Source organism: Devosia sp. SL43, assembly GCF_021729885.1.
GTDB lineage: Bacteria > Pseudomonadota > Alphaproteobacteria > Rhizobiales > Devosiaceae > Devosia.
Genome location: NZ_CP063401.1, coordinates 2,596,312 through 2,619,692 on the forward strand (window position 1 = coordinate 2,596,312; position 23,381 = coordinate 2,619,692).

Sequence of the window (23,381 nt, forward strand, 5' to 3'; positions counted from 1 at the left end):
ATCGCCAACCTGATCATCCAACCACCGCCAGTTGTGGATCAAGCACCCGCAGCACGAGGCCGAGCTCATGCCCGCGCTTGAGGATACGGCCCTGCTGGTTGGTCACCGCGTATTGCCCCTGCCGATTGCGCAGGCGCGGCGTCTTCTCGATGATGAATAGCGGGCGTTCCGAGACACGCGCATAGATCGAGAACACGGCACGGTCGCGCAGGAAGTCCATCGCATAGTCACGCCACTCCCCCTGGCCCACCTTGCGGCCATAGACATTGAGGATCAGCGCCAGTTCCTTGCGGTCGAACGCCACAATGGCCGGGATCTTGGATGGAAAATTTGTTACCGGCTCGCTGGCATGCACCAGCGAGAGGGAAATGGTCTTGTTATCAGGCGTGCGACCCTGCACCGTTCCGATAGTCTCCGTGTCAACGCATTGTCATGATTGCGGCATTCGCCCGCGGATGCAAGACCAAGCCGATGCCCAAGTAAAATTCCCCATTCCGGTCACAATTTGTCCCTGAACGCGCCAGATTGACGCATCAGGGTGTGGTCATTGCCTCCAGTGGCTGGCGCCAGGGCTGACCGAGCCCCCAAACCTTGAAGTCCCGGTGCCAGCCGCCCTTATTTTTAGTTGACCAGTCAGTACTGTCCCGTCCTTGCCCCAAAGGACGGGACTTTTCTTTGTGCGCTGCGTTTGATCAGGGCTCGAACGAAGCAGCGCCCAGAATCGGGCCGGGCATGCCGTTGCGTTCCTGCTGCACGATCACGGCGATGCCGGTGCTGTTGTCTGATAGCACTTCGGGAATGGGCAGCTTGAGATTTGCGCCGGTAGCGCCCTCCCACATGCCCAGCACCTGCCGGTTGGTCACCACCTGGGTATAGACCATCGACTTGCCGGCATTGTCGCCCTTGTCGATCGTCACATCGGCCCGATCGAGATAGGTCACCATCCACACCACCGCATCGTCGAGCGAGGTATTGGGCGGGATGGCGATCTTGAGCATGTCGCCATAGCGCGAAATATCGACGGCCAGCGGCAGGCTGGCCCCATCGAGCGCCGCATGCACCTCGCCGCGACGCGATCCCACGACACCCTTGGCGCCATTGACCACCATCTGCGGCGTATAGATACGCGACGTACCCCAGCTCTCGTTATAGGCGCGCTGGCGATCGGAAAAATCGGCGTCGCCGAATGTATCTTCCCAGCCCACATAATCCCAATAGTCGACGTGATAGGCCAGGGCGATCACATCGCCTTCCTCGGCAAGACTGGTCAGTAGCGCATCGGCCGGCGGGCAGGAGGCACAGCCCTGGCTGGTGAACAGTTCCACCACAGCCTTGGGCCGTGCGCGCATGTTTTCGGCGCTGGCCGGATGGACCAGGGCAACGAGCGTGACGATGCCAAGGACGGTGCCAAAGAGGGGTCTAAGCGTCATGGGCACGGTTGTAAGCCGGGGCGACAGAGCCCCGCCAGTCAAAAGAGGGTGAGAGGCGGAGAATCTCGCGAAGCTTCAGAGTCTCCGCCAGCGCTCGACCGTGATGGCGTAGAGCGTCGCATCGAACTCATCGTCACCATCCCGAAGCCTCGCCTCGTGAAGGCAACTCATGCCAAGCCGCTGCATGACCGCGATGCTGCGGTGATTGGGCGTATCGGCCATCGCGACGATGCGGTCTCGACCGAGGACCTCGAAGCCATAATCCATCCAGGCGCGGCCCGCCTCGGTGGCATAGCCCTGGCCCCAATAGGCGGGAATCAGTCGCCAACCGACCTGCAGGTCATCGGGATACCACTGCTGTTCCACGCCGAGACCAGCGGCACCCAGGAAGACGCCATCGCTCCGGCGCTCAACCGCCACCATACCCTCGCCGCCGCGGGCACCGGCATTGGCACGGCCCATCGTGGCTTCCGTCCGTTCGGCACTCCACACCCCACCAAGAAACTTCATCACCTCGGGATCGGCACAAATCCTCTGGTAGAGCGGCACGTCATCGCGGCGGAACATGCGCAGGATCAGGCGGTCGGTGGTGAGGATGGTTTCGCCGGTCCAGATGTCTGCCATGTCATTCACTCACAGGGTCATGTAGTCAGGCGCCCCAAACAAAAAAGTGGCGGCCCGAAGGCCGCCATTGCAACTCAATTCGATGCCCCTACGCCGCGACGAGACTGCGCAGCACAAAGTGCAGAATGCCGCCATGCTTGTAGTAGTCGAGCTCGTTGGCCGTATCGATGCGGCACAGCGTTTCGATGCTGACCACGGAGCCATCGGCCCGGGTGATCTTGACCGTGACCTTGGCGCGCGGCGCGATTTCGGTGACGCCTTCGATATCGATGGTTTCCGACCCGTCGAGCCCTAGCGTCTGCCAGCTCTCGCCATCGGCAAACTGCAGCGGGATCACACCCATGCCGACCAGGTTCGACCGGTGGATGCGCTCGAAGCTCTGGGCAATGACGGCGCGCACGCCGAGCAGGTTGGTGCCCTTGGCGGCCCAGTCACGCGACGAGCCGGTGCCATATTCCTTGCCGGCGAAGATCACCAGCGGCGTGCCGGCTGCCTGATAGGCCATTGCAGCATCGTAGATCGCCATCTGCGAACCGTCGGGTCCCTTGGTATAGCCACCCTCTACACCTGGGAGCATCTGGTTCTTGATGCGGATATTGGCGAAGGTGCCGCGCATCATCACCTCGTGGTTGCCACGACGGGCGCCGTAAGAGTTGAAGTCGCGCGGCGCGACCTGACGCTCCTCGAGATACTTGCCGGCCGGTGTGCTCGCCTTGAACGAGCCGGCTGGCGAAATATGGTCCGTCGTAATGGAATCGAGGAACAGTGCCAGCACCTTGGCCCCAGCGACATTGGTCACCGGCTTGGGCTCCATCGACATGCCTTCGAAATAGGGCGGGTTCTGCACATAGGTCGAGCTGGCATTCCAGCCATAGGTCTCGCCACCTTCGATGGCGATGTTCTGCCAATGCGTGTCGCCCTTGAATACATCGGAATAGCGGCCCTGGAACATTTCCTTGGTCACGTGCTTGCGCACGATCTCTGCGATCTCGTGGTTGGTCGGCCAGATATCCCTGAGATAGACCGGCTGCCCATTGCTGCCGACACCCAGGGGCTCGGTGGTGATGTCGATCCTGACCGAACCGGCCAGCGCGTAAGCCACCACCAGCGGCGGCGAGGCGAGGAAGTTCGCCTTGACGTCCGGATTGATGCGGCCTTCGAAATTGCGGTTGCCCGACAGAACCGACGTCGCGACCAGATCGCCAGCCTGAACAGCCTTGGAGATTTCAGCCGGCAGCGGACCGGAATTGCCGATGCAGGTGGTGCAGCCATAACCGACCAGGTTGAAGCCCAGCGCATCGAGATCTTCCGACAGGCCCGCGCTATCGAGATAGTCGGTGACGACCTGGCTACCGGGCGCCAGCGACGTCTTGACCCACGGCTTGCTGACGAGGCCGAGCGCCCGCGCCTTGCGAGCCAGCAGGCCCGCCGCCACCAGCACGGAAGGGTTTGACGTATTGGTGCAGGAGGTGATTGCGGCCACCACCACGTCGCCATGGGTCAGCGTATAGTCCTGGCCATCGACCTGGATCGCCGGATCGTCGGTCTTGCCGAATTCCTTGGGCAAAAGCTCAGTGAACTTGGCCTTGGCATCAGCCAGCACGATGCGATCCTGTGGCCGCTTGGGCCCCGAGATCGACGGCACCACGGTGGTGAGATCGAGTTCGAGCGTCGCGGTGAACACCGGATCCGGCGAATTGGTTTCGCGGAACATGCCCTGGGCGCGCGAATAGGCCTCCACTAGCGCCACGCGCTCCGGATCGCGGCCAGATGTAGTCAGGTATTTCAGCGTGTCGGCATCGACAGGGAAGTAGCCGCAGGTCGCGCCATATTCGGGCGCCATATTGGCGATCGTCGCCTGATCTTCGAGGCTCAGGTAATCGAGACCCGGCCCGTAGAATTCGACGAACTTGCCCACCACGCCCTTCTTGCGCAGCATTTCGGTGACGGTCAGCACCAGGTCGGTGGCGGTAATGCCTTCGTTGATGCGGCCCGTCATCTTGAAGCCGACCACTTCGGGGATCAGCATGGTGACCGGCTGGCCCAGCATGGCCGCCTCGGCCTCGATACCACCAACGCCCCAGCCCAGCACGGCGAGGCCATTGACCATCGTCGTATGCGAGTCGGTGCCGACCAGCGTATCCGGATAGGCAACAGTTTCCCCGTCCTCTTCCCTGGTCCACACGGTCTGCGCCAGGTATTCGAGGTTCACCTGGTGGCAGATACCAGTGCCGGGGGGCACGACGCGGAAATTGTCGAAAGCCGACTGGCCCCAGCGCAGGAACTCGTAGCGCTCGCCATTGCGCTCATATTCGAGCTCCACATTATCGTGGAACGAGGAGGCCGCGCCAAAGCTGTCGACCATCACCGAGTGATCGATGACCAGGTCCACCGGCACAAGAGGATTGATCTTCTGCGGATCGGCGCCGAGCTTGGCCGTGGCATCGCGCATCGCCGCCAGATCGACCACGGCGGGCACGCCGGTAAAATCCTGCATCAGCACGCGCGCCGGGCGATACTGGATTTCGTATTCGGACGTCCGCGTCACCAGCCAGTCGGCAATAGCCTGGATATCCGCCTTCTTGACCGTGCGGTCGTCTTCGAAGCGCAGCAGGTTTTCCAGCACCACCTTCATGGAATGCGGCAGTGCCGAAACACCCTTGAGGCCGTTCCTTTCGGCTTCGGCGATGGAATAGTAAGTGTAGGTCTTGCCGCCGACCGTGAGGGTCGATTTCGACTTGAAGCTGTTTACCGAGGTCATGGTTTCCGCCTGTTCTGTCGCTGCGGCAGGCGCGCCGGCTTGGGGCAAAAGGCCCGAAACCGCTCAACAGCGCTGCCTTTGCTGGAATGACTCCAAACTACAAGGACATATAGAGAAACGCGATTGGGCTTGCCAGCGTTGCCTTTGGTTCAATACGAGATGGGGTCATGACGCCAAGGCAAGTCCATCCCCCGATTGTGGCGCGCGCGCAGGGACTTGCCTGTGGTCGCGGCGGCATGGTCCTGGCCGAGGGGCTCGATTTTTCTGTCACCAACAGCCACTGCCTGCTGCTGCGCGGACCCAACGGCACCGGCAAGACCACGCTGCTGCTGACGCTGGCCGGCATCGTCGCGCCACTGGCGGGGTCCTTTGCCCTCAATGGCGCCGATCCCGAGCTGCCGCAGTTGCACTATTGTGGCCACCGCAATGCTATCAAGCCCCGCCTCAGCGTCGCCGAAAATCTCCAGTTCTGGGCCGAGGTCAACGGCCCGACCGGCATGCCCGCCGCCGATGCCATCGTCGAAGTGGGCCTGGGCGGTCTTGACGGGCTCGACGCTGGCTACCTTTCGGCCGGTCAGTCGCGGCGACTGGCGCTGGCGCGGCTTCTGGTCAGCCAGCGCCCGCTCTGGCTGCTCGACGAGCCCACCGCTGCCCTCGATATCGAGGGGCATGCGCTCGTCACACGGCTGATCGATCAGCATCTCGATAGGGGTGGCCTCGCCATCGCCGCCACGCACGATCCGATCACCCTGCCCGATCCGGCTCGCATGGAAACCCTGGCGTTGGGTGGCGTGCCATGAGCGGCTTTGCGGCAATCATCCAGCGCGAACTGCGCCTCTCGCTGCGCGGCGGCGGCGATATCCTGACGCTGGTGCTGTTCTTCGTCATCGTTGGCGCCATCGTCCCCTTCGCCGTGGGTCCGGACCGGACCCTGCTGGCCACCATCGCCCCCGGCATCATCTGGATATCGGCCTTTCTCGCCATGCTGCTCGGGCTCGACCGGCTGTTCCGGCCCGATCATGAAGACGGCTCGCTCATCCTGCTCCGCCAGGCCGACTTGCCTCTCAGCGCCGTGGTTGCCGCAAAATTGATCGCCCACTGGCTGGTCTCGGCTGTGCCGCTCATCGTCGCGTCGCCTGTGCTTGCCGTACTGCTCGCCATGGAGCTCGACACCTTCTGGCGCACCCTGCTGTCGCTGCTGCTGGGCACCCCGGCGCTGGCCGCCTTCGGCGCCATCGGCGCCGCGGTTACCGTGGCCATCCGGCGCGGTGGCCTCATCGCCCCCATCCTCATCGCGCCGCTTTCGGTACCCGTGCTGATCTTCGGCGTCGGCAGCATCACCTCGCCGCAATCCTCCGCCGCCCTGCTGTTTCTTGCGGCATTGAGCCTCATGGCTGTAGCACTGGCTCCCTTCGCCGCCGCCCTTGCGATATCATCGGCCGAGGACTAGAGCCCTAAGCCCATGAGCATCGATAGCGCGCCCAAGCAAAGCTGGTGGAACCGGATCGCCAATCCGGGGCAGTTCGTCGCCTGGACGACGCCCCTGCTGTGGCCGCTGACCATCCTCACGGCCGTACTCTTCGCGCTGGGTCTGTGGTTCGCTTTCTTCAACTCGCCGACCGAAACACCCAATGTCGGCAGCACCTTGCGCATCATGTACGTGCATGTGCCCAATGCCTGGTTGAGCCAGTTTGTCTATGGCGTGATGGCTGTCTCCGCGCTGGGCACTCTGGTCTGGCGCCATCCCATGGCCGATGTCTCGATGAAGGCGGCTGCCCCACTCGGCGCCCTCTTTACCGCATTGGCCCTGTTCACCGGCGCCCTCTGGGGCCGCCCCACCTGGGGCACCTTTTGGGAATGGGATGGCCGCATGACTTCGACGCTGGTCCTGCTGTTCATCTATCTCGGCATCATCGCCCTGTGGCGCGCCTTCGACGACCAGCTCCGCGCCGCCCGCGTCATCGCCGTCTTCACGCTGGTCGGCGCGATCAATATCCCGATCATCAAGTTCTCGGTCGACTGGTGGAGCACCTTGCACCAGCCGGCATCCGTCTTTCGCCCAGACGGTCCACGCATGCCGGGCTCCATCCTGATGCCGCTGTTCCTGATGTTCTTTGCCTTCACCTTCCTGTTCCTGGTGCTGCACCTCAAGGCCATGCATACCGAGGTCAAGCGCCGCCGCGTCATGACGCTGCAGCGCAAGGCCGCGCAGGCGGTGCGCGCATGATCGATCTCGGACCGCACGCCGTCTTCATCGTCTGGGCCTATATCGGCGTCGCCATCGGCGTTGTCGGCCTCGTCGGCTGGACCATGCTCGATGCCCGCGGGACGGCTCGGAAACTGGCCGACCTCGAAGCCAACAGGCCCACCCGCTGATGCGCTACGTCCTCTTCGGCCTGCCATTGCTCCTGCTCGTCGGCCTTGTCGTCGTCTTCGCGCTGTCGATCGATCGCGATCCCAACCTCGTGCGATCCGTGCTGATCGACAAGCCGGCCCCAGCTTTCGCCATGGACGCTGTTCCCGATCTCGGCGTGCCCGGCTTCGACACAGCTTCCCTCAAGGGCGGCGTGACCGTCGTCAACGTCTTCGCCAGCTGGTGCATTCCCTGCCGCGACGAGCATCCGCTGCTGATGGCGCTCAAGGACGTCAACGACATCAGGCTCTTCGGCATCAACCAAGCCGACGCCCCCGAGAACGCCCGCGCCTTCCTTGCCGAACTGGGCAATCCCTACGACGCCGTCGGCGCCGACCGCGACCGCCGCGTCTCCATCGACTGGGGCGTCTATGGCGTGCCGGAAACCTTCGTGGTCGACGCAGACGGCGTGATCACCTTCAAGCATGTGGGTCCATTGACGCCGGAGACGATCGAGATGGAGCTGCTGCCGGCGATCGAGGCGGCGCGCTGAACCACATTCATCCTCGGTGTCATTCCGGCGAAGGCCGGAATCCATGTCCGTGGTCCACCGACGCACCCAGCGCCAGGGGCGTTCACCGCATGGATCCCGGCCTCCGCCGGGATGACATCGCGTGTGAGGCGGAATACGAGCCTCAAAAGTCGCTGGTCAGCCCCTTGATCTCCCAATCCCCATAACGCCCGGGCTCCAGCCCACCGCGACCGCCCTGCTCTTTGGGCGCAAACGCGCCCTTGGCATCGATCTCCGCCCGCCGCGCCTTGGCCTCGGCCAGCGCCCGCTTCGCCGCGTCACTGAGCGGTGGTCGCGGGGCCTCTTCAACAGTCTCTTCGTCGCTCATCGGTCATTCCGGATTACGATTTGGTCATGCCGCTTGCATGGAACCTCAGTGTACCCAACATAATTGGTCAGAGCCCGCTTGGAAACGCGCTGCGGCGAAACAAGTGGCGGTGCTTCCAAGCGGCTCTAGAGAACACGAACCCAAGGGCTCCTGATGTTCAATGCGTTTCGAACCACGATCCTGCTGGCAGCGCTGACCGCGCTGTTCATGGTCGTTGGCTATTTCATCGGCGGCACCAGTGGCATGGCGATTGCCTTCGTCTTTGCGCTGGTGACCAATCTCTTCGGCTACTGGAACTCCGACAAGCTGGTGCTGCGCATGCAGAATGCCGTGCCAGTCGAGCGCTCCCGCGTGCCCGAACTGTACGACATGGTCGATATCCTGTCGCGCAAGGCCGGCATTCCGACGCCCAAGGTCTATCTGATCCAGTCCGACCAGCCCAACGCCTTCGCCACCGGCCGCAATCCGCAGAATGCCGCGGTCGCGGTCTCGGCCGGCCTGCTCAAGCATCTCGAAACCCGCGAGGTTGCGGCCGTGGTCGCCCACGAGCTGGCCCATATCCGCTCGCGTGACACGCTGACCATGACCATCACCGCCACCTTTGCCGGCGCTATCTCGGCTTTGGCGCAGTTCGGCCTGTTCTTCGGTGGCGGCAACAACCGGGACAATCCGCTGGGCGGCGTTGGTGCCCTCCTGATGGTGTTCCTCGCCCCCGTCGCCGCCATGCTGGTGCAGATGGCAGTCAGCCGCACCCGTGAATACGAGGCCGACAAGGATGGCGCCGAGATCTCGGGCGACCCGCTGGCGCTGGCCTCCGCCCTGCAGAAGATTGCAGGCTTAGCCGGCCGTCAGGTCAATGTCGCGGCCGAGCGCAACCCGGCCATGGCCCATATGTACATCATCAATCCCCTCTCCGGGCAGCGGATGGACAACCTGTTTTCCACCCACCCCGATACCGGCAATCGCATCAACCAGCTGCGCAAGCTTGCAGCCGAGATGCAGGTGGACGATAAGGGCCGCAGGCCTCAGCCTCGCCCTGCGCCGGTTTCGACCGGTCGCGACATCGGCGGCGGCTGGCGCGTGCCGACCGTCGGACGGACCGACGAGGACGGTGGACAACGCGGTCCCTGGGGATAGAACAGAAGCGTGGCGCATAACAAACCTGATCCGGCGGGGCTCAAGCTCCGCCTCGTCGCGGCCCAGCGACTCAAAGACGTCCTGGCCGGCGACAACTTTTCGCCGCTGACCGCGACGGACCTGGCCGACGGGCGCGACCGCGCTTTGGCCAACCGGCTGATCACCACCGCACTGCGGCGCCAGGGCCAGCTGAATTTCATCATCCACGCCTTGCTCGACAAGGGCATGCCTGGCAAATCGGGCACGTTCGAAGCCGTGCTGCGCCTGTCGCTGGCTCAGCTGGTTTTCCTGCCTGATCTCGGCGCCCACAGCGCGCTGTTCCTCGCCGTCGAAGCCACCAAGCGCGATCCCAAGGCCCGCCATCTCAGTGGCCTGATGAACGCCGTCCTGCGCAATGCCCAGGCCAATTCGGCCAAGTTCGGCATGCTCGACGATGATCTGCTGATCCCGGATACCTTTGGCGATACCTGGCTCGAAGCCTATGGCGAAGACGCCATTGACGGCTTTTCCGGCGCCCTGCTCGCTGGCGCCGCGCTTGACCTCACCCTCAAGGACAGTGATCCGGACCTCATTGACCAGCTCGGCGCCGAGCCTGTCATGGCCGATACGGTCCGCATCGAACAGCGCGACCGGCCCGTCGAAGCCCTGCCCGGTTACAGCGAAGGCCGCTGGTGGGTGCAGGACGCCGCCTCGGCCATTCCGGCACGGCTGCTCGGGCTGTCGGCTGGCGCCCGCGTCCTCGACCTCTGCGCCGCGCCGGGTGGCAAGACTGCCCAGTTGGTCAAGGCGGGTCACCTGGTGACGGCGCTCGACAGCGATGCAAAGCGAATGGAGCGGCTCAAGGAAAACCTGGCCCGCCTCGACTACAAAGCCGAAATCATCGTCGGCGATGCCGGTACTTTCGCGCCCAATTCGCCCTATCAGGGCGTGCTGCTCGATGCGCCCTGCTCGGCCACCGGCACCTTCCGCCGCCACCCCGAAGTGATCTGGCATCGCTCGGTCGGCGACGTTGCCGGCCGCGTCCGGTTGCAGCGGGCGCTGCTCACCAACGCCTTCCGCTGCCTTGATGCGGGCGGAGTCCTCCTCTATTGCGTGTGTTCGCTCGAACCGGCCGAGGGCGAGGAACAGGTCGACTGGGCGCTGCAATCGCTGCCGGGACTGGAGCTCTGGCCGGTGACAGCAGAGGAACTCCCCGGACTTCCTGAGGCGGTTTCCGCCAGGGGACTGGTCCGGACCCATCCGGGCATGGCGCCGGGTGGACGGGACGGAGGAATGGACGGATTCTTCGTGGCGCGCTTCCGCCGCCGCTAGAGATATCACAGGCGTCTGGGGAGGCGCCGAACAAGGAACTGGGTCGTTTGACGGGCAGACACACAGCGACGCTGGCTGGTTGGGCCGCGCGGCGGACGGAGGCGGCCTGATGCTGGCCCGCCTGCGCTACGCCACGCGCCGCTTCGCCTATGGCTTTGCCGATACGCTGGTCACCTTGCCCATTCTGCGCTGGACCTGGCGCGGGCTGGCCGACGACGCCTTTGCCGGCGACCTGCCCGAATTCCGCCCCGCCGACCGTGACGCCGTGCGCGACATGATGGCCGGGCGGTACCTTCTGGCCAGCAAGCTGGTCGAAACATCAGGCGCTTCGCCCTTTTCGCTCGATGTCGATCACCTCGACTGGTGGCTCAACCTGCACGGTTTTTCCTGGCTGCGGCACTTCCGCGATATCAGGGATAATGGCGAGCGCCGCTTCGCCCGCACCCTGGTGCTCGACTGGATCGGCCGCGAAGGCCAGTTCCAGCGCGACACGTGGGCTCCGGCGCTGACCGCGCAGCGCGTGCTCAACTGGCTGCGGCACCTGCCGCTGCTGCTCGACGGCGCCACACCCGAGCAGGGCAAGACCATCCAGCGCGTGCTGGGCGCCCAGATCCAGAGCCTCAAGCTGCGCGGACGCCTTGCCAGCGACCCGACCGATGAGCTGTTTGCCGCCATTGCCCTATTGGGGGCCGAGCATTGCGAGCAAGGCGACAAGACCGACGTGCCGGGTAAAGTGGAACGGCTCAACGCCATCCTCGCCACCCAGATCAATGCCGATGGCCTGCACCTATCACGCAATCCCAAGCTGCAATTGCAGCTGCTGGTCGATCTGCTGAGCATTCGCCGGATTGCCGCGGCCGGCAAGTCCGAGGCCGCAAATGAACTTGGCGCGCAGATCGATCGCATGCATGAAAGCCTCGACGCGCTGACCCTGTCGAGCGGCGAGCCGGTCTATTTCAATGGCTGCGGCCACCTGCCTCACGACGTGCTGATCGCCATCCAGTCCAACAGTCCCGGCCGCCGCCGCCGCTCCACCATGCTGGGCGGCTACGGCATCCTGCGCGATGGCGAGACCGTGGTCATCGCCGATTCCGGCGTCGCGCCGCCATCGGGCTTCGACACCGATGCCCATGCCGGCGCGCTGGCCTTCGAATTCTCCCATGGCAGCGAACTGGTCCTGGGCAGCGTCGGCCCGGCTCCATCAGACTTGCTGGGCAGCAAGGCGCTGTTCCGCCAGGGCGTCGCCCATTCCGGCCCGACCATCGATGCCGAAGACGCCGGCGCCCAGCCGCCGCCGGTCATGACCCTCGATGCCGCCGATCAGCTGCTGACCCTGACCACATCCGGCTATGCGCGGCGCTTTGGCGTCGATATCGAGCGCCGGATTACGCTCCTGTCCGAAGGAACGACACTGGTCGGGCAGGACCGCATGATTGCCCGGGGCACTCCATCGGGCCTCTTGGCCGTGCGCTTCCACCTGGCGCCCGGCGTCATGGTGCGGCGCAATCGCGGCGAGGGCATCGTGCGGCTGGTTCTGCCCAATGGCGCGGTGTGGAGCTTTCTCTGGGAAGGGGCAGAGTTCCGCGAAGACGAGAGCGTGCGCCAATCGGCCTATGTCGGGCTGCAGAAGACGCGCCAGCTGGTGCTCGAGGCCGACGTCGCCGCCGATGCCGAAGTGGCGTGGATCTTCACGCTCGAGCAGCGCTGACTCCAGCTCCCCGGCAACCCCCTCATCCGGCGCTGCGCGCCACCTTCTCCCGCAAAGGGGAGAAGGGGAGCTGACTGAGAATTCCGAGTTGTCGCCTTCTCCCCTTGCGGGAGAAGGTGCCCGAAGGGCGGATGAGGGGCGGGGCACCGCAGCCAAAGTTCGCGCCAGCGATTGGCACCACCCCCGCTTCGTGCTAGCGAGCGCGCCAATCACATCACAAGGCGAAACTTCCTCATGGGCAAGACGGTCAAGGTCGGGCGGGCGCTGCTTTCGGTATTCGACAAGTCAGGCATGGTCGAATTTGCGCGGGGCCTCAGCGCTGCCGGCGTGGAACTGGTCTCGACCGGCGGCACACACAAGCTGATCAAGGATGCGGGCCTGCCTGTCCGGGAAATCGCCGACCTCACCGGCTTCCCCGAAATGATGGACGGCCGCGTCAAGACCCTGCACCCCAAGGTGCATGGCGGACTTCTGTCGGTCCGCGACAATGCCGAGCATACCGCCGCCATGGAGACCCATGATATCGGCGGCATCGACCTGCTGGCTTCCAACCTCTATCCCTTCGAAAGGACCATCGCCTCGGGCGCCAGCTATGACGAGGTCATCGAGAATATCGACATCGGCGGCCCCGCCATGACCCGCTCGGCTGCCAAGAACCACGCCTATGTGACCGTCGCCGTCGATCCTGCTGACTACCCCGCCATCCTGGCTGCCATCACCGAGACCGGCGGCGTGCCCTATGAAATGCGCCAGAAGCTGGCGGCCAAGGCCTTTGCCCGCACCGCTGCCTATGACAGCGCCATCTCAACTTGGTTCGCCAAGACCCTCGACTACCCCGAAATCCCCTATCGCAGCTTTGCCGGCAGCCTGCGCGAAGTCATGCGCTATGGCGAAAACCCGCATCAATGGGCTGGATTTTACGCCAATGGTGAGAACCGCCCCGGCGTCGCCACCGCCACCCAGGTGCAGGGCAAGACGCTGAGCTACAACAACATCAACGACACCGACGCCGCCTTCGAGCTGGTCTCCGAATTCGATCCGGCCGAAGTCGCTGCCGTCGCCATCATCAAGCACGCCAATCCCTGCGGCGTCGCCGTGGCCAGCGACCTAGTGACCGCCTACCACAATGCCCTGCGCACCGACCCGGTCTCGGCCTTTGGCGGCATCGTCGCCACGAACAGAGAGATCGACGCCGCCACCGCCACCGAGATCGTCAAGGTCTTCACCGAGGTGATCGTGGCGCCGTCGGCCACACAGGAAGCCCAGGACATCATCGCCGCCAAGAAGAACCTGCGCCTGCTACTGACAGGCGGCCTGGCCGATGCCAAGGCCGATGGCTTGGTGGTCAAGTCCGTTGCCGGTGGCCTTCTGGTCCAATCGCGCGACAACCGCAATGTCGATGACTGCGACCTCAAGGTCGTGACATCAAGGCAACCCACAGCAGCTGAAATGGCCGATCTGCGCCTGGCCGCCAAGGTGGCCAAGCACGTCAAGTCCAACGCTATCGTCTATGTCAAGGACGGCGCCACAGCAGGCATTGGCGCGGGACAGATGTCGCGCGTCGACTCTGCTCTCACCGGTCATCGCAAGGCCATCGACGCGGCCAAGGCGGCGGGCATCGAGGGATCGCTAAGCCAGGGGTCGGTTGTCGCCTCCGATGCCTTCTTCCCCTTCGCTGACGGTCTAGAGGCCCTGGTTGCGGCCGGTGCGACGGCCGTGATTCAGCCCGGTGGCTCGATGCGCGACGACGAGGTGATTGCTGCTGCCGACGCGGCTGGCATCGCCATGGTGATGACCGGGATGCGGCACTTCCGGCACTAGGCCCTTTTGACCTCTCCCTGGGGAGAGGTCTGCGGCGCAGTCGACGGGTGAGGGGGCTTTGCCAAAGCACCTCACCCGGTATAGGCCGGCCCTGGGGCGGGTCGACGCCATCCCTTCATTACCGATCCGTAATTTGCGCCACCCGCGGAAGGTAAGAGCTTCCTAAGGTTGGCATGGCAGATTGCCAAGGTCGCGGCGGTGCCAGTCGCGGCCCAGAGGCCTCTCTAGATGCGGTTACCGATACCCTCCGACCTCAGCGCTGTGCTCCATGCCGGGCTCTGGCGCTCGGTGGGTTCGCTCGGCATCAAGGTCGCCACCGCCGGCCTCACCTATCTGACCTACGTGGTTCTCTCGCGTACCCAGACGGCCGACGAATATGGCCATTTTGCCTTCGGCCTGGCCCTGGCAACGCTGCTGGCCATCGCCGCCGGCATGGGGCAGCCGACGGCCATCCTGCGACTCTGGTCCGAGGAAACCGTCGCCGGTCGCAAGGACAAGGCTGTCGATGCCGTACAGGCGGGCTCGATGCTCACCATATCAGCCAGCATCGTCATTGCCCTGGCCCTCTGCGCGTCGACCTGGCTCGTTCTGCTGGTCGTTCCACTTCAGGGCACCGCCAACCATTTCTACGGCGCTGCGTTCCTGATCCTGCCTATGGCCCTGGCCGAATACAACTCGGCTGCCCTGCGCGCTCAGGGCTCTTTGTGGACCGCCCTGGTTCCACGCGACATCATGTGGCGGATCGCCTTTCCAGCCCTGGTCATCGGTTGCTTTGCGCTGGGCTATGTGTTCAGCGGACCCGACGCCCTTGTGCTCTCGGCGTCGCTCCTGTCCGGCATGCTGGCCTTGCAGTTCTGGAGCGCCATCAAGCGCGGCTATATCCTCGCGCCCAAGCGCGGCGTCACCCGCACCTATTGGCGCGAACGCGGCAAGATCGGCACCTGGCTCTTGCTCGGCGCTGTGATCGAAACCGCCGCGCTTAATGCCGACGTCATCCTGGTCGGCCTCATGCTCAACCTCGAGAGCTCCGGCATCTACTTCAACGCCTTCCGCACCGCCGGCCTGATGACGCTGTTCACCTTCGCCATCGAGCTAGTAATCGCCCCCATGGTCGCGCAGCACTTCCATGCCGGCGACATGCGCAAGGCCCAGGCCATCACCGCGCTCGGCGCCGGCGCCGGCTTCGTCTTCTCGCTGGTGGTTTTCGTCGCCTTCGTTGGCTGGGGCGACTGGATCCTGAGCCTGTTCGGTCCCGCCTACGAAGAGGGCACGCTGGTCCTGGTCCTGCTATCGCTCGGCCTGCTGTTCGACGCGGCCACCGGCCCCTCCAAGATCGTCATGATGATGACCGGCCACGAGCGCGCCTATGTCATCATCTTCGGCTCCATCATGGCCGTCGGATTCCTCGTTCAGATCCTCGTGATCCCCACCTATGGCATCGTCGGCGCCGCGGCCGCCAATATGGGCGCCCGCATCGTCGCCCAGCTCGCCATCGCACTGTGGTGCCGCCTGCGCATCGGCCTCGACACCAGCCTGCTCGGCGTCATCGCCATCCGCACGATCAAGGATCGCACAGCGGCGTAACCGTACCCATGAGTACGGTTACGCTTGACCCCCGGCGAGTCACGGCTTAGAACCACCCCAAACTCCAGCCGGAATACCGCTATGACCAAGGCTCGCACGCTTTACGACAAGATCTGGGACGACCATCTGGTGCAGAACAACGAGGACGGAACCTCGCTGCTCTATATCGACCGGCATCTCGTGCATGAAGTGACGAGCCCGCAGGCCTTCGAAGGCCTGCGCATGAACAACCGCAAGGTGCGTCATCCCGAGCGCACGCTGGCCGTGGTCGACCACAACGTCCCCACCACCGACCGCTCGCTGCCCAATCCGGACCCGGAAAGCGCCATCCAAATCGAGACGCTGGCTGAGAACACGCGCGATTTCGGCATCGAATACTTTGACCCCTTCGACAAGCGCCAGGGCATCGTCCACATCGTCGGCCCCGAACAGGGTTTCACCCTGCCCGGCATGACCATCGTCTGCGGCGACAGCCACACCTCGACCCACGGCGCTTTCGGCGCGCTGGCCCACGGCATCGGCACCTCGGAAGTCGAACACGTTCTGGCCACGCAGACGCTGATCCAGCAGAAGGCCAAAAACATGCTGGTGCGTGTGGATGGGAAGCTGCCGCCCCATGTCACCGCCAAGGACATCATCCTCGCCATCATCGGCGAGATCGGCACTGCCGGCGGCAATGGCCACGTTATCGAATTTGCCGGTGAAGCCATCCAGGCGCTCTCGATGGAAGGCCGCATGACGGTCTGCAACATGACCATCGAAGGCGGCGCCCGCGCCGGCCTGATCGCCCCCGACCAGACCACCTTCGACTACGTCAAGGGCCGCAACCGTGCGCCGACAGGCAAGGCCTGGGACATGGCGCTCGATTACTGGAAGACCCTTTATACCGACGAAGGCGCCGTCTACGACAAGGTTGTCATCCTCGACGCCGCCAAGCTACCGCCGATCGTCAGCTGGGGCTCCTCGCCCGAGGACGTTATCTCGGTCACCGGCGTCGTGCCCAATCCTGATGACATCCAGGACGAGAACAAGCGCGCCTCCAAGTGGCGGGCACTCGACTATATGGGCCTCAAGCCCGGTACCCCGATTACCGACATCACGGTAGAGCGCGTCTTCATCGGCTCCTGCACCAATGGCCGCATCGAAGATCTGCGTGCCGCCGCTGCCGTCATCGGTGACCGCAAGGTCGCTGCCGGCGTTGATGCCATGGTCGTGCCCGGCTCGGGTCTGGTCAAGGACCAGGCCGAGGCCGAGGGCCTGCACACGGTATTCCTCAATGCCGGCTTTGAATGGCGTGAGCCGGGCTGCTCGATGTGCCTGGCCATGAACCCCGACAAGCTCAAGCCGCAGGAACGCTGCGCCTCGACCTCGAACCGCAATTTCGAGGGCCGCCAGGGCTTCAAGGGCCGCACCCATCTCGTGTCGCCCGCCATGGCCGCCGCCGCCGCGATTGCCGGCCACTTCGTCGATATCCGCGAGTGGCAGTAAGCGTTGCTGACTGGGGGGCGCGGTTCGCGCCCACCCTCGACGATATCGAGGCCCTGGCCAGCCAGGCGCTGAAAGAGCTGCCCGAGCCGTTCAAAGGCCTCGCGGCCGACGTCACCTGCTCGGTGGCCGAATTCGCCGAGGATGATGTGCTCGAGGGCTTCGGCATGGAGAGCCCGTTCGAGTTGATGGGCCTGTTCGTCGGCACCGGCCTCACCGAAGACGGCGCCGTGCCACAGACCGGGCAATTGCCCAACACCGTCTTCCTCTACCGTCGCGCCATTCTCGACTACTGGGCCGAGAATGACGACAACACGTTGGGCGAAGTTGTCACCCACGTTCTGATCCACGAACTGGGCCACCATTTCGGCTTCAGCGATGAGGACATGGAAGCCATCGAGGCCGCGGCCGACCGGGAGTGAAGACCTAGTCGCGTGGCACAAACTCGAACTCCGCCTCGCTGCCGCCGGACGGATCGTCCGACACGCGCAAGGCAAGCTTGTTGGCTTCGAGGGCCTCAAACCACTCCGTCCAACTGACCAGCTGGAACCCGCCGACCCGATCAGGACCCTGATTGCCGTCACTATTGAGCGCCTCCTGGCCGAATGTGAGCTGCAAAAGCGTGCGGCTGCCGGTGCCCTCGGGTGTATCCATCAGCATGGGACTGCCGGCGCGCGCGATGGCCCACTGGCGGATGTCTTCGCGGTCGATGAGTATTTTGGCCATTATCGGCTCCCTGCTTCTGTTGTCTCATCAATAGCACAGCTCATGGTTGGTTCCGCTCCAATTCCCAAGCCGCGCCGGGCCTGCTAAGAGCACCGGACCAGCGCCGGAGCCGCCAGGACAATTAGAGATGACCGCCAAGACCAACCGCATCCTGCTCGGCCAGATCGGGGCCGCCCATGGCATCAAGGGCGAGGTGCGCATCGCCACCCACACCCAGGATCCGCTGGCGATCGGCCGCTATGGTCCGCTCGATACCGACACACCCGGCGTGACCATCACGCTATCCAAGATGCGCGTTCAGAAGAATGTGGTCGTTGCTCACATCAAGGGCGTGACCGATCGCACCGCCGCCGAAAAGCTCAACGGCACCAACCTCTATCTCGATCGCAGCAAGCTGCCCGAAACCGACGACGAGGATGATTTCTACCACGCCGACCTGCTCGGGCTGGAGGCGCGGCTGGAATCCGGCGTTGTTCTTGGCACGGTCTCGGCGATTCCCAATTTCGGCGCCGGCGACCTGATCGAGATACGCGATCCGCAAAGCGGCGATACCTATCTCTATCCGTTCACCAAGGCCGTCGTGCCGCATGTGCATATCGCCGACGGCTTCCTGACCATCGTCGTGCCGCTCGATGTGGAAGAAGGGGACGAAGAGCCCAATTGAGCTTTTCCGCTGATATCATAACCCTCTTTCCCGAACTGTTCCCCGGCCCGCTGGGTGCATCCGTGCTGGGCCGCGGCATGGCCGATGGCCTGTGGTCGCTTGAGGCGACGCAGCTGCGCGACTTCGCCAGCGACCGCCATCGGACCGTCGATGATACGCCCTCGGGCGGCGGCGCCGGCATGGTGCTCAAGCCCGACATTCTGGCCAAGGCCATCGACGCTATCTCGCCCGTTGGTGATCCGCGCCCGCGTATCCTGATGTCACCGCGGGGCAGGCCGCTGACACAACAACGGGCCCATGAACTGGCCGAAGGCCCAGGTGCCGTAATCGTCTGCGGCCGCTTCGAAGGCATCGACCAGCGCGTCATAGACGCGCGCCAGCTTGAAGAGATTTCCATCGGCGACTATGTGCTGGCCGGCGGCGAAGTCGCCGCCATGGTGCTGCTGGAGGCGGTGGTGCGGCTCATCCCAGGCGTGCTGGGCAAGGCCGAAAGTCATGCCGATGAGAGCTTCGAGAACGGCCTGCTCGAATACCCGCAATATACCCGCCCGCAGACCTTTGAGGGCGTCGATATTCCAGCGGTACTGACTTCGGGTGACCACGGCAAGATCGCCAAGTGGCGGACTGAACAGAGCCAGACACTGACGGCGGCAAGGCGGCCGGATTTGCTGGGGAAGTAGCTGCCACGCCTCGTGGTTCGAGGGTCGCTACGCTCCCACCTCTCCATGAGGCTACTTGGACCTCGATACACGAACAGTCCTCATGGTGAGGTGCGAGCCCTTCGCGAGCCTCGAACCACGAGGGCGTGGCATAAACCCTAGACTCCCGGCCCGTTTTCCCCTATAGCCGCGCCACTACTCGCGTGGCCGGGCTAATCGGACCCGTCTCGCACCAATAAAAAGACGACAAACCTCCGTTACCAACCAAGACCGGGCGAAACGAGCCGAGAGGCCCGCCAACGCTCCTTTGAAAAGATTCAGAACGGAATCGACATGACCAATATCATCGAACAGATCGAGGCCGAGCAGGTTGCTGCTCTCGCCGCCAAGCGCGAACTTCCCGAATTCACCCATGGCGATACCATCAAGGTGTGGGTCAAGATCCGCGAAGGCGACAAGGAACGCCTGCAGGCCTATGAGGGCGTCGTGATCGCCGTCACCGGCGGTGGCATCACCTCTTCCTTCACCGTCCGCAAGATTTCCTACGGCGAAGGCGTGGAACGCGTGTTCCCGCTCTACTCCCCGAACGTGGCGTCCATCGAAGTCCTCAAGCGCGGCAAGGTCCGTCGCGCCAAGCTGTACTACCTGCGCGATCGTCGCGGTAAATCGGCCCGTATTTTCGAATCGACCAACTCGCGCACCAAGAAGATCGAAGCCGGCGAGCGCACTGCCGCCCAGGCTGCTCGCGAAGCCCGCGAAGCCGAGAAGATCGCCGCTGCCGAGGCCTTTGCCGCCGAACAGGCCGCCAAGGATGCTGAAGCCGCAGCTGCCGCAAAGGCGGCTGAGCTGGCTGCCGCCGCTGCTGCAAGCGAAGAAGCACCCAAGGCTGAGTAAGCCCTGGCGCACCGCTGAATTAAGAAACCCGGTCGCAAGGCCGGGTTTTTTGTTGCGCCGATTTACGTGAAACAGCGCACATTCCATTCGATGGAACGCCGCATATCGCGGCAATTGGCTGACATCTTGTTAGCGTGGCAGCGCCATTTCCGGCTTGTCCGACTCCCCGCCCTTGGCGATAAGAAGTGCCCTTCAGCCAAAGGCCAAAAATGCCCGTCTCGATTGTCACCTGGAACATCAATTCGATCCGCCTGCGCCTGCCGATGGTGCTCGATTTCATCGCGAACCATGCGCCCGACGTGATCATGTTCCAGGAGATCAAGTGCCTGGACGACCAGTTCCCGCGCAATGCCTTCCGCGATGCCGGCTATCCGCACATGGCTGTGCATGGGCAAAAGGGCTATCACGGCGTCGCCATTGTCTCGAAGTTCCCGCTGACCGACGTGTCGAGCCGCATGTTCTGCGAGATCCCCGAATCGCGGCACATCTCGGCCCTCACCGATTTCGGCCACGGCCCGGTGACGTTGCACGATTTCTACATTCCGGCCGGCGGCGACGAACCCGACCCCGAGATCAATCCCAAGTTCAAGCACAAGCTGGGCTTCCTCTCCGAACTCACCACCTGGTTCACCGATCCAATCTTCCAGCGCGGCCATCTGATTGCCGGCGATTTCAACATTGCGCCGCATGAAAACGACGTGTGGAGCCACAAGCAGCTGCTCAAGATCGTCAGCCATACCCCGGTCGAGACCGAGGCGCTCAACGCCATCCTCAATGGCGGCCATGGCTGGACGGACCTCGTGCGCAAGCATGTGCCGCACGACCAGAAGCTCTATTCCTGGTGGAGCTATCGCAGCGCCAACTGGGAGCTGGCCAACAAGGGCCGCCGCCTCGACCACATCTGGGCAACGTCAGATATAGCCGAACATTGCATCGGCACCGAAATCGCCAAAGCCTATCGCGGCTACGCCACCCAGCCGAGCGACCACGTACCGGTCATCGCCCGGTTCGCGGGGGTTTGAGCCTCGTGCCACGCCCTCGTGGTTCGAGGCGCTGAAAAAGCGCACCTCACCATGAGGGCTGTTGGTGCATCGCGTTCACAGTAGCCTCATGGTGAGGCGGGAGCGCAGCGACCCTCGAACCACGAGGCGTGGCGGGATGCGCAACTATCAACTAATCCGCCTTCATCTTGCGGCGCGCCGGCTCCAGCGCCCCGAGATAATTGCCCAGGTCACGCTCGACCTGCGCCACAGCACGCTGCGCCAGTTCGGGTGATTGCTGCACCAGTTTCATGAAAGCATGCCGCGGCACGAACAGCGCTTCGCAATCGGTAACAGCGGTGACGGTCAGCGGGCGCGGCTTGGCCAGGATCAGCGCCATGGCGGAGACGATGCTGCCGAGTTCGGAAATCGCATAGGGCTTGCCGTGCCCGTCGGGCTTGGCCTTGAGCGTGCCCGAGATCAGCACGAACGCCCCCTGGGGCACGTCGCCGGACTGGTAGAGCACGGCATCGGCATCAAAACGGCGGCGGTCGCTGGCAAAGGCAAGCATGCGCCTTTGCTCGTCGTCACAGATATCGAAGAATTCGGCCTGCGATAGCGCGTAAGCCGCATCGTCCCTGATCATATGCCCCAATCCGGATGCGCGTGCTGCCCCGCCGAAGCGGGGCCGCTCATCCTATAGGGCATTTTGCCTGCCTTTGTACCGGATTTTGTGCCGGTCCACCGCCTTTGCCCTATGGCACCAGGCGATAGCCGCCTTCTTCGGTGACAAGCAGCCGCGCATTGGACGGATCACGCTCGATCTTCTGGCGCAGGCGGTAGATATGCGTCTCCAGCGTATGGGTGGTGACGCGGTTGTTGTAGCCCCAGACTTCCTTGAGCAGCACGTCGCGCGTGATGGTCTTGGGGCCCTGCCGATAAAGATACTTCAGAATGGAAGTTTCCTTGTCGGTCAGCCGCACCTTGTTGCCGTCATTGGCTTCGAGAATCTTTGCCGACGGCTGGAAGCTGTACTGGCCGATGGTGAAGACCACGTCCTCGCTCTGGTCGTGCTGGCGCAGGGCCGCATTGATGCGGGCCAGCAGCACCGGGAAGCGGAAGGGCTTGGTCAGATAGTCATTAGCACCCGAATCGAGGCCACGGATCTGGTCTGCATCGGTATCGTGCCCGGTCAGCATCAGGATGGGGCTCTTGTAACCCTCGGCGCGCAGGACTTTGACCGCCTCGCGACCATCCATGTCTGGCAGGCCGACATCGAGAATCATCAAGTCGATATTGTTCTGCCGCGTCGCCTTGAGTGCGTCATTGGCCGTACCGGCCTGCAGAATATCGAAGTCTTTCTCGGTTTCGAGCTGCTCGACCAGCGTCTGCCGCAGATCCGCATCGTCGTCCACCAGCAGGATGCGTCGCTTGTTCATTGTTTTCTCCGGTCTTTTTTGCGTCGGCCCGCCCAAGGGTCACATTATTGCGACCGGTTTTGGACCAGCCAATCACAACGGCGTTATTGACAAGAGCAACGAAGAAGAACGGAGCAAAGTTGCAGTTTCCATCGATGCAGCCGGCGAATTCCTGTCATGTCGTTCTAGATGAGCGGCGGACGATGCCCGAAAAGCGCCGACCCCACCCGGACATGGGTGGCGCCCATGGCGATGCCGATCTCGAAATCGCCACTCATGCCCATGGAAAGACTGCCGACACCGGCGTCCCGCCCCAACGTCGCCAGATGGGCAAAATAGGGCCCGGGAGGCACGCCATCGGGCGGTATGCACATCAGGCCAACAATATTGAGCCCATGCACCGAGCGGCAGCGCTGAACGAATTCGACAGCTTCGGCAGGAGCAATCCCTGCCTTCTGGTCCTCAAGCCCGATATTGACCTGCACGAAGCACGGAAGCGTGCGACCGGCCCGCGCCATTTCGGCAGCAAGCACTCCAGCAAGCTTGTCGCGATCGACCGTTTCGATGACATCGAACAGCGCCACCGCCTCGCGCGCCTTGTTGGTCTGCAGCGGCCCTATCAGATGCAGCGTCACGTCAGGGTAGAGCTCACGGAACGCTGGCCACTTGTCCTTGGCCTCCTGCACCCGGTTCTCACCGAATACCCGCTGTCCGGCGGCCAGAAACGGCTCTATCGCCTCCGCGTCGAAGGTCTTGGACACGGCCACAAGTTCGACACGTTCGGGCGGCGCACCGAAGCGCGCATGCGCCCTGGCGATGCGCTCATTGATGGCGGCGAGATTGCTGGCGGCATCGGCGTCCATGCTTTCGCCCTGTTCCTGTTGACCTTGGTGGGGATTTCTGGTGATGGTCCGGTAGCCAAAATCC

At 63.6% G+C, this 23,381-nt stretch carries 25 protein-coding genes; 16 read left to right on the forward strand and 9 right to left on the reverse strand.

Features of this window, described 5'->3' with window-relative positions:
- Positions 1-13 precede the first annotated feature (13 nt).
- The 4 genes from IM737_RS12740 to acnA all read right to left on the reverse strand — a co-directional run bounded on the left by IM737_RS12740 (position 14) and on the right by acnA (position 4,815).
- Positions 14-358 carry a DUF2794 domain-containing protein gene (locus tag IM737_RS12740; RefSeq protein WP_236899916.1) on the reverse strand — a complete coding sequence of 115 codons (345 nt, stop codon included), beginning with the start codon at positions 356-358 and terminating at the stop codon, positions 14-16.
- A gap of 334 nt (positions 359-692) precedes the next feature.
- Positions 693-1,430 carry a DUF1223 domain-containing protein gene (locus IM737_RS12745; RefSeq protein WP_236894310.1) on the reverse strand — a complete coding sequence of 246 codons (738 nt, stop codon included), beginning with the start codon at positions 1,428-1,430 and terminating at the stop codon, positions 693-695.
- Between the two features lie 75 nt (positions 1,431-1,505).
- Positions 1,506-2,054, reverse strand: coding sequence for a GNAT family N-acetyltransferase (locus tag IM737_RS12750; RefSeq protein ID WP_236894311.1), 549 nt, complete (start codon positions 2,052-2,054; stop codon positions 1,506-1,508).
- Positions 2,055-2,142: 88 nt separating this feature from the next.
- Positions 2,143-4,815 (reverse strand): aconitate hydratase AcnA, encoded by a 2,673-nt coding sequence (gene acnA / locus IM737_RS12755; protein WP_236894312.1) that lies wholly within the window; start codon positions 4,813-4,815, stop codon positions 2,143-2,145.
- 167 nt (positions 4,816-4,982) lie between these two features.
- Here acnA and ccmA point away from each other — a divergent pair, with 167 nt between their 5' ends.
- Genes ccmA through IM737_RS12780 form a run of 5 tightly spaced genes read left to right on the forward strand, consistent with a single transcriptional unit; the run spans position 4,983 to position 7,721 of the window.
- Positions 4,983-5,615 (forward strand): heme ABC exporter ATP-binding protein CcmA, encoded by a 633-nt coding sequence (gene ccmA, locus IM737_RS12760; protein ID WP_236894313.1) that lies wholly within the window; start codon positions 4,983-4,985, stop codon positions 5,613-5,615.
- On the forward strand, positions 5,612-6,265 hold the full coding sequence (gene ccmB, locus IM737_RS12765) for a heme exporter protein CcmB (protein ID WP_236894314.1): 654 nt from the start codon (positions 5,612-5,614) through the stop codon (positions 6,263-6,265). The genes ccmA and ccmB overlap by 4 nt, the downstream gene beginning before the upstream one ends.
- 12 nt (positions 6,266-6,277) lie before the next feature.
- The gene (locus IM737_RS12770) at positions 6,278-7,042 is read left to right on the forward strand and encodes a heme ABC transporter permease (protein ID WP_236894315.1); all 765 of its coding nucleotides are present in this window, start codon (positions 6,278-6,280) and stop codon (positions 7,040-7,042) included.
- Positions 7,039-7,191, forward strand: a complete 153-nt coding sequence (ccmD, locus tag IM737_RS12775; protein WP_236894316.1) for a heme exporter protein CcmD — start codon at positions 7,039-7,041, stop codon at positions 7,189-7,191. Before IM737_RS12770 ends, ccmD begins: the two co-directional genes overlap by 4 nt.
- On the forward strand, positions 7,191-7,721 hold the full coding sequence (locus tag IM737_RS12780; protein WP_236894317.1) for a DsbE family thiol:disulfide interchange protein: 531 nt from the start codon (positions 7,191-7,193) through the stop codon (positions 7,719-7,721). The genes ccmD and IM737_RS12780 overlap by 1 nt, the downstream gene beginning before the upstream one ends.
- A 142-nt stretch (positions 7,722-7,863) precedes the next feature.
- On the opposite strand, the gene IM737_RS12785 is transcribed toward IM737_RS12780, so the two are convergent.
- The gene (locus tag IM737_RS12785; protein ID WP_236894318.1) at positions 7,864-8,067 is read right to left on the reverse strand and encodes a DUF1674 domain-containing protein; all 204 of its coding nucleotides are present in this window, start codon (positions 8,065-8,067) and stop codon (positions 7,864-7,866) included.
- Positions 8,068-8,220: 153 nt separating this feature from the next.
- Here IM737_RS12785 and htpX point away from each other — a divergent pair, with 153 nt between their 5' ends.
- The 7 genes from htpX to IM737_RS12820 all read left to right on the forward strand — a co-directional run bounded on the left by htpX (position 8,221) and on the right by IM737_RS12820 (position 17,535).
- The gene (gene htpX / locus IM737_RS12790; protein ID WP_236894319.1) at positions 8,221-9,204 is read left to right on the forward strand and encodes a zinc metalloprotease HtpX; all 984 of its coding nucleotides are present in this window, start codon (positions 8,221-8,223) and stop codon (positions 9,202-9,204) included.
- 9 nt (positions 9,205-9,213) lie between these two features.
- Entirely contained in the window at positions 9,214-10,515 is a 1,302-nt protein-coding gene (locus tag IM737_RS12795; protein WP_236894320.1) for an RsmB/NOP family class I SAM-dependent RNA methyltransferase, read from the forward strand.
- A 109-nt stretch (positions 10,516-10,624) separates the two neighbouring features.
- Entirely contained in the window at positions 10,625-12,223 is a 1,599-nt protein-coding gene (locus IM737_RS12800) for a heparinase II/III family protein (protein ID WP_236894321.1), read from the forward strand.
- 234 nt (positions 12,224-12,457) lie between these two features.
- A complete protein-coding gene (purH, locus tag IM737_RS12805; protein ID WP_236894322.1) occupies positions 12,458-14,044 on the forward strand; it encodes a bifunctional phosphoribosylaminoimidazolecarboxamide formyltransferase/IMP cyclohydrolase in 1,587 nt (528 codons plus the stop codon).
- Positions 14,045-14,272: 228 nt separating this feature from the next.
- On the forward strand, positions 14,273-15,628 hold the full coding sequence (locus tag IM737_RS12810; RefSeq protein WP_236894323.1) for a lipopolysaccharide biosynthesis protein: 1,356 nt from the start codon (positions 14,273-14,275) through the stop codon (positions 15,626-15,628).
- Positions 15,629-15,709: 81 nt separating this feature from the next.
- Positions 15,710-17,116 carry a 3-isopropylmalate dehydratase large subunit gene (leuC, locus tag IM737_RS12815; RefSeq protein ID WP_236894324.1) on the forward strand — a complete coding sequence of 469 codons (1,407 nt, stop codon included), beginning with the start codon at positions 15,710-15,712 and terminating at the stop codon, positions 17,114-17,116.
- The gene (locus IM737_RS12820) at positions 17,107-17,535 is read left to right on the forward strand and encodes a metallopeptidase family protein (RefSeq protein WP_236894325.1); all 429 of its coding nucleotides are present in this window, start codon (positions 17,107-17,109) and stop codon (positions 17,533-17,535) included. Before leuC ends, IM737_RS12820 begins: the two co-directional genes overlap by 10 nt.
- A 4-nt stretch (positions 17,536-17,539) precedes the next feature.
- Here the strand turns inward: IM737_RS12820 and IM737_RS12825 are convergent, their stop codons facing one another.
- The gene (locus IM737_RS12825) at positions 17,540-17,839 is read right to left on the reverse strand and encodes a hypothetical protein (RefSeq protein WP_236894326.1); all 300 of its coding nucleotides are present in this window, start codon (positions 17,837-17,839) and stop codon (positions 17,540-17,542) included.
- A gap of 127 nt (positions 17,840-17,966) precedes the next feature.
- On the opposite strand from IM737_RS12825, the gene rimM reads away from it, so the two are divergent.
- From rimM to IM737_RS12845, 4 genes are all read left to right on the forward strand, one after another.
- On the forward strand, positions 17,967-18,503 hold the full coding sequence (rimM, locus tag IM737_RS12830; protein WP_236894327.1) for a ribosome maturation factor RimM: 537 nt from the start codon (positions 17,967-17,969) through the stop codon (positions 18,501-18,503).
- On the forward strand, positions 18,500-19,183 hold the full coding sequence (gene trmD / locus IM737_RS12835) for a tRNA (guanosine(37)-N1)-methyltransferase TrmD (RefSeq protein WP_236894328.1): 684 nt from the start codon (positions 18,500-18,502) through the stop codon (positions 19,181-19,183). Before rimM ends, trmD begins: the two co-directional genes overlap by 4 nt.
- A gap of 312 nt (positions 19,184-19,495) precedes the next feature.
- Complete coding sequence (gene rplS, locus IM737_RS12840) at positions 19,496-20,056, forward strand: 50S ribosomal protein L19 (protein WP_236894329.1); 561 nt, start codon at positions 19,496-19,498, stop codon at positions 20,054-20,056.
- 209 nt (positions 20,057-20,265) lie between these two features.
- Positions 20,266-21,078 (forward strand): exodeoxyribonuclease III, encoded by an 813-nt coding sequence (locus IM737_RS12845; protein ID WP_236894330.1) that lies wholly within the window; start codon positions 20,266-20,268, stop codon positions 21,076-21,078.
- A 151-nt stretch (positions 21,079-21,229) separates the two neighbouring features.
- On the opposite strand, the gene IM737_RS12850 is transcribed toward IM737_RS12845, so the two are convergent.
- From IM737_RS12850 to IM737_RS12860, 3 genes are all read right to left on the reverse strand, one after another.
- Positions 21,230-21,682 carry a Crp/Fnr family transcriptional regulator gene (locus IM737_RS12850; protein WP_236894331.1) on the reverse strand — a complete coding sequence of 151 codons (453 nt, stop codon included), beginning with the start codon at positions 21,680-21,682 and terminating at the stop codon, positions 21,230-21,232.
- A 109-nt stretch (positions 21,683-21,791) separates the two neighbouring features.
- A complete protein-coding gene (locus IM737_RS12855) occupies positions 21,792-22,475 on the reverse strand; it encodes a response regulator transcription factor (protein ID WP_236894332.1) in 684 nt (227 codons plus the stop codon).
- Positions 22,476-22,639: 164 nt separating this feature from the next.
- Entirely contained in the window at positions 22,640-23,317 is a 678-nt protein-coding gene (locus IM737_RS12860) for a YggS family pyridoxal phosphate-dependent enzyme (protein ID WP_236894333.1), read from the reverse strand.
- Between the last annotated feature and the right edge of the window lie 64 nt (positions 23,318-23,381).

Coding starts and splice junctions, on each gene's coding strand:
- purH (WP_236894322.1), top strand. CDS start 12,458: ATGGGCAAGACGGTCAAGGTCGGGCGGGCGCTGCTTTCGGTATTCGAC.
- IM737_RS12810 (WP_236894323.1), top strand. CDS start 14,273: ATGCGGTTACCGATACCCTCCGACCTCAGCGCTGTGCTCCATGCCGGG.
- IM737_RS12780 (WP_236894317.1), top strand. CDS start 7,191: ATGCGCTACGTCCTCTTCGGCCTGCCATTGCTCCTGCTCGTCGGCCTT.
- IM737_RS12785 (WP_236894318.1), bottom strand. CDS start 8,067: ATGAGCGACGAAGAGACTGTTGAAGAGGCCCCGCGACCACCGCTCAGT.
- IM737_RS12850 (WP_236894331.1), bottom strand. CDS start 21,682: ATGATCAGGGACGATGCGGCTTACGCGCTATCGCAGGCCGAATTCTTC.
- rplS (WP_236894329.1), top strand. CDS start 19,496: ATGACCAATATCATCGAACAGATCGAGGCCGAGCAGGTTGCTGCTCTC.
- IM737_RS12745 (WP_236894310.1), bottom strand. CDS start 1,430: ATGACGCTTAGACCCCTCTTTGGCACCGTCCTTGGCATCGTCACGCTC.
- ccmB (WP_236894314.1), top strand. CDS start 5,612: ATGAGCGGCTTTGCGGCAATCATCCAGCGCGAACTGCGCCTCTCGCTG.
- IM737_RS12845 (WP_236894330.1), top strand. CDS start 20,266: ATGCCCGTCTCGATTGTCACCTGGAACATCAATTCGATCCGCCTGCGC.
- IM737_RS12770 (WP_236894315.1), top strand. CDS start 6,278: ATGAGCATCGATAGCGCGCCCAAGCAAAGCTGGTGGAACCGGATCGCC.
- IM737_RS12800 (WP_236894321.1), top strand. CDS start 10,625: ATGCTGGCCCGCCTGCGCTACGCCACGCGCCGCTTCGCCTATGGCTTT.
- IM737_RS12855 (WP_236894332.1), bottom strand. CDS start 22,475: ATGAACAAGCGACGCATCCTGCTGGTGGACGACGATGCGGATCTGCGG.
- ccmA (WP_236894313.1), top strand. CDS start 4,983: ATGACGCCAAGGCAAGTCCATCCCCCGATTGTGGCGCGCGCGCAGGGA.
- leuC (WP_236894324.1), top strand. CDS start 15,710: ATGACCAAGGCTCGCACGCTTTACGACAAGATCTGGGACGACCATCTG.
- htpX (WP_236894319.1), top strand. CDS start 8,221: ATGTTCAATGCGTTTCGAACCACGATCCTGCTGGCAGCGCTGACCGCG.
- IM737_RS12825 (WP_236894326.1), bottom strand. CDS start 17,839: ATGGCCAAAATACTCATCGACCGCGAAGACATCCGCCAGTGGGCCATC.
- rimM (WP_236894327.1), top strand. CDS start 17,967: ATGACCGCCAAGACCAACCGCATCCTGCTCGGCCAGATCGGGGCCGCC.
- IM737_RS12750 (WP_236894311.1), bottom strand. CDS start 2,054: ATGGCAGACATCTGGACCGGCGAAACCATCCTCACCACCGACCGCCTG.
- IM737_RS12860 (WP_236894333.1), bottom strand. CDS start 23,317: ATGGACGCCGATGCCGCCAGCAATCTCGCCGCCATCAATGAGCGCATC.
- ccmD (WP_236894316.1), top strand. CDS start 7,039: ATGATCGATCTCGGACCGCACGCCGTCTTCATCGTCTGGGCCTATATC.
- acnA (WP_236894312.1), bottom strand. CDS start 4,815: ATGACCTCGGTAAACAGCTTCAAGTCGAAATCGACCCTCACGGTCGGC.